Annotated in this window: 3 protein-coding genes and 1 pseudogene; all 4 read left to right on the forward strand. The window is 44.4% G+C overall.

Annotation, left to right across the window (positions count from 1 at the left end; genetic code table 11):
• Positions 1 to 133: pseudogene (locus ACEYJ7_RS00780) on the forward strand (elongation factor Tu); the annotation flags it as partial.
• Positions 134 to 287: 154 nt separating this feature from the next.
• Positions 288 to 1,127, forward strand: a complete 840-nt coding sequence (gene licT / locus ACEYJ7_RS00785) for a BglG family transcription antiterminator LicT (RefSeq protein ID WP_373777133.1) — start codon at positions 288 to 290, stop codon at positions 1,125 to 1,127.
• Positions 1,128 to 1,250: 123 nt separating this feature from the next.
• On the forward strand, positions 1,251 to 2,267 hold the full coding sequence (locus ACEYJ7_RS00790) for a YeeE/YedE family protein (protein ID WP_373777134.1): 1,017 nt from the start codon (positions 1,251 to 1,253) through the stop codon (positions 2,265 to 2,267).
• Between the two features lie 9 nt (positions 2,268 to 2,276).
• On the forward strand, positions 2,277 to 3,647 hold the full coding sequence (locus ACEYJ7_RS00795) for a rhodanese-like domain-containing protein (RefSeq protein ID WP_373777135.1): 1,371 nt from the start codon (positions 2,277 to 2,279) through the stop codon (positions 3,645 to 3,647).
• Positions 3,648 to 3,807 lie beyond the last annotated feature (160 nt).

Here is a 3,807-nt window from a genome sequence, read left to right on the forward strand (position 1 = left end):
AATGCCGGGCGACAACATCAAAATGACTGTGAGCTTAATTCACCCAATCGCAATGGACGAAGGTTTACGTTTTGCGATTCGTGAAGGTGGTCGTACAGTCGGTGCGGGCGTTGTTGCGAAAATCATCAAATAATTGATTTTATAATCTACGTTACAAACACAAAAGGCAGATCAAAATATCTGCCTTTTTTCTTGCAAAAAATTTACCTAATCAGACCGCTTGTCTTTTCATTTTATGCTATAACGTTCATACTAATATGAATTTCCCATTCTGATGAGGGCTGACTATGTTAAAAATTACTAAAGTGTTTAACAATAATGCCATTCAAGCGGTAAATGAAATAGGTTCTGAAGTGGTTATTTTAGGTAAAGGTATCGCTTTTGGTAAGAAGCCGGGTGAGCTTGCCGATAGCGCTCTGGTAGAAAAAACATTCAGTTTAACGACAAGCCCTTTTGCAACACGCCTAACCGAAATATTAAGTGAAATTCCTGCAGAATATTTCCGCCTGACTAATTTAATTATTCAGCATGCCAATCAACAATTAAACACTCAACTCTCTAATGGAATCTATATCAGCCTCACCGATCATATTTATCATGCCGTATTACGGGCAAAAAACAACCAAAGATTGGGAAACGGTTTGTCTTTTGAAATTCAACGTTTGTACAAAACGGAATTTGCAATCGGTTTATATTCGGTTGAATTAATTCAGCGCGAAATGCAAATAGATGTTGGAGAAGATGAAGCGGCTTTTATTGCACTACACATTTTTAATGCCCGTACCGATAGCGACAATATGGAAGATACCTACCGCACAACACAAATTATTAAAGATATTTTGAATTTGGTCGGTTATCATTTTAACCTCAAATTAGACGAAAATAGCTACGATTACGCGCGTTTTGTCACCCATTTGCAACATTTTGCGCTTCGTCTTTTCAAACAACAGCATCCGCCAATCAGCGATGACGATTTTCTCTATCAACAAACAAAAATTGCTTACCCGCAAGCCTTCCAGTGTGTTGAAAAGATCGATAAATACTTAGCGAAAAACTTCCAAAAAACCTTAAATCAGGATGAACAGCTTTATCTGATTATCCATATTCAGCGGGTAATTCGCCCGTAAAAAATTGACTGAGATTTGTAAAATATCGCCAAAATCTGACCGCTTGTTGATTTCTTTTTACGTAGATTTATGCTCTAATAGCTACCTCAACATTTCCGTAACATTTGTATTAAGGTTTAATCAATGTTTAGTGGTCTTTTTATCGGGATACTTCTCGGTTTTTTCTTACAACGCGGGCAATTTTGCTTCGTATCTGGTTTTCGCAACATTTATACCCAGCGAAACTTCCGCTTTTTTACCGCATTGTTAATTGCGGTGTCCATTCAATCCATCGGATTTTTTAGTTTAAGTGAATTTGGGCTGATCACCATTCCAAATACCCCTATGCCTGTGTTAGCAACGGTGTTGGGCGGTTTTGTTTTTGGTATCGGTATGATCTTGGCGAATTGCTGTGCCAGCGGTGGTTGGTTTCGCACTGGGGAGGGGGCGGTTGGTAGTTGGATTGCCTTGGTCTGTTTTGCCCTCACAATGACGGCAACTCAAACGGGAGCGTTGAAGCAGTGGGTCAATCCGTTACTGCTGGAAACGTCAAACCTTGACAATATGCACCGCACTTTTGGCATTTCGCCGTGGATTTTAGTTGCCATTCTCGTATTGATGACACTGGCAATGATTATTCACCACATCAAACACCCACGCTATCAATTCCCGAAAGAACCGACGCAAGCGGTGATTTCCCATCGAATTTTTACCAGACACTGGCACCCTTTTGCCACCGCCGTGTGTATCGGTCTGCTTGGCGTGTTAGCGTGGTTTGTGAGTGAGCAGTACGGCAGAGCTTACGGCTATGGTGTCGCTGTGCCAACCGCCAATGTGGTGCAATATATCGTGATCGGGCAACAGCGTTATCTCAACTGGGGAACTTACTTCGTTCTCGGCATTTTGCTCGGCTCTTTTATCTCCGCAAAATTGAGTGGGGAATTTGAAATCCGTGTACCTGAACCCAAAGCGATTATGCAACGAATGTTCGGCGGATTCCTGATGGGGATCGGTGCCAGCCTTGCAGGCGGTTGTACGATCACCAACTCACTGGTTTCGACCGCTTATTTTTCGTGGCAAGGTTGGCTTGCTACGCTGATGATTATGCTCGGCTGCTGGACTGCGACCTATTTTGTGAAGCCGACCCAATGTCGTATTTAAGGAACTGCAATGAAACGTACCGCACTTTTTGCAATTTTTTCTCTCTTTCTGACCGCTTGTGATGAGAACGTCGTCAAGACAATCGACACGGAAGAACTACTGGCGAACCTTGATAATCCTGACTATGTCATTATTGATAGCCGTAACGACAGCCTGTATAACGGCTTTAAAGAGAAACACGCCAGCCGTGGCGGGCATATCAAAGGGGCTATTCAATTTCGTTGTAACTGGTTTGAACGGATTGAAGCCGACAAGTTCGACAGTTTTGCCGAAGCCAAAGGGTTCAGCAAGCAGAAAACCTTAGTGATTTACGATAGCAATCATGACGAATTAGCCTGTATTTCGGCGGAGTTTAATGCAAAAGGCTACAAAGTTCGCACTTTTAGCGACTTTATCAGCTATGCCAATGCCGGTTATCCGTTAGATAGTTTTCCCCATTTCCAATATAGCGTTTCGCCCGAATGGCTGTACGCTTTAATACAGGGGGAGCAACCTGAAACCTACCACAACAACCAATTTATGCTGTTTGAAGTGTCGTGGGGAACGCTCGAAAAAGCCAAAGCCTATACGCAACATATTGTCGGGGCTTACCATTTTGATACGGACTGGGTGGAGGGTGAAGCCCCTGTCTATAACCTTGCCGAACCGCAACAAATTGAACAAAACCTATTACAACACGGGATCACCAAGGATAAAACTATCGTGCTTTATTCCGATAATTCACTTGCCGCCTATCGTGTGTTTTGGGCGTTGAAATGGGCTGGCGTAGAGGATGTGCGAGTGTTAAACGGCAATCTTGCCACTTGGATGGACGCAGGTTTTCCAACGGAAACCAAAGTCAATCTGCCACAGCCTGAAACGGCGTTCGGCACAACCATTCCGGCTAACCCGCAGATCAACATCAGCCAACCTGAGCAGGCTTACGCCCGTCAGCAACAAGGCTTGAAGCTCGTTAGCACAAGAGCGTGGGAAGAGTTTATCGGCGAAGCGAGCGGTGATGAACATATTCAAGCAACAGGCGAACCGCAGGGGGCGATTTGGGGCTTTTCGGGATCGGCACCGTCAAATGTTGCCGATTTTTACGACCCTGATGACACCTTGCGTAACCCGAAAGAGATCGTAGCACTGTGGCAGGGACAGCATATTCAACAGGGCGATCAACTGGCGTTCTATTGCGGAACAGGCTGGCGAGCATCCGTGCCGTGGTTTATGACCCAACTTCTCGGCTGGCAAAATACGGCGGTTTATGACGGCGGTTGGAATGCGTGGCAGATGACCAAATTGCCTGTACAAAAAGGCGTTCCCAACGACGTTGTAAAACCCGATGCCAAAAATGACGCCGGCAGAATGTTGAAAAAAGGCAATTCGTGTCGGAGTTGATGAAGCGTAGGGACACACTGCGTGTGTCCGTCTCGCCTTTGTTTTACACAGAAAAGATATTCAGCGGACAGACACAGTGCGTCCATTGTAACAAAAAATCTTAATTTATATTTACGGACACACGCAGTGTGTCCCTACAAACATAAAACAAAAGGAAACC

This window comes from Glaesserella sp., from assembly GCF_041814905.1.
Lineage (GTDB): Bacteria > Pseudomonadota > Gammaproteobacteria > Enterobacterales > Pasteurellaceae > Glaesserella.

What these genes read in the sequence shown, in the direction of transcription:
- ACEYJ7_RS00790 (WP_373777134.1), top strand. Translation starts at nt 1,251, where the DNA reads ATGTTTAGTGGTCTTTTTATCGGGATACTTCTCGGTTTTTTCTTACAA.
- ACEYJ7_RS00795 (WP_373777135.1), top strand. Translation starts at nt 2,277, where the DNA reads ATGAAACGTACCGCACTTTTTGCAATTTTTTCTCTCTTTCTGACCGCT.
- licT (WP_373777133.1), top strand. Translation starts at nt 288, where the DNA reads ATGTTAAAAATTACTAAAGTGTTTAACAATAATGCCATTCAAGCGGTA.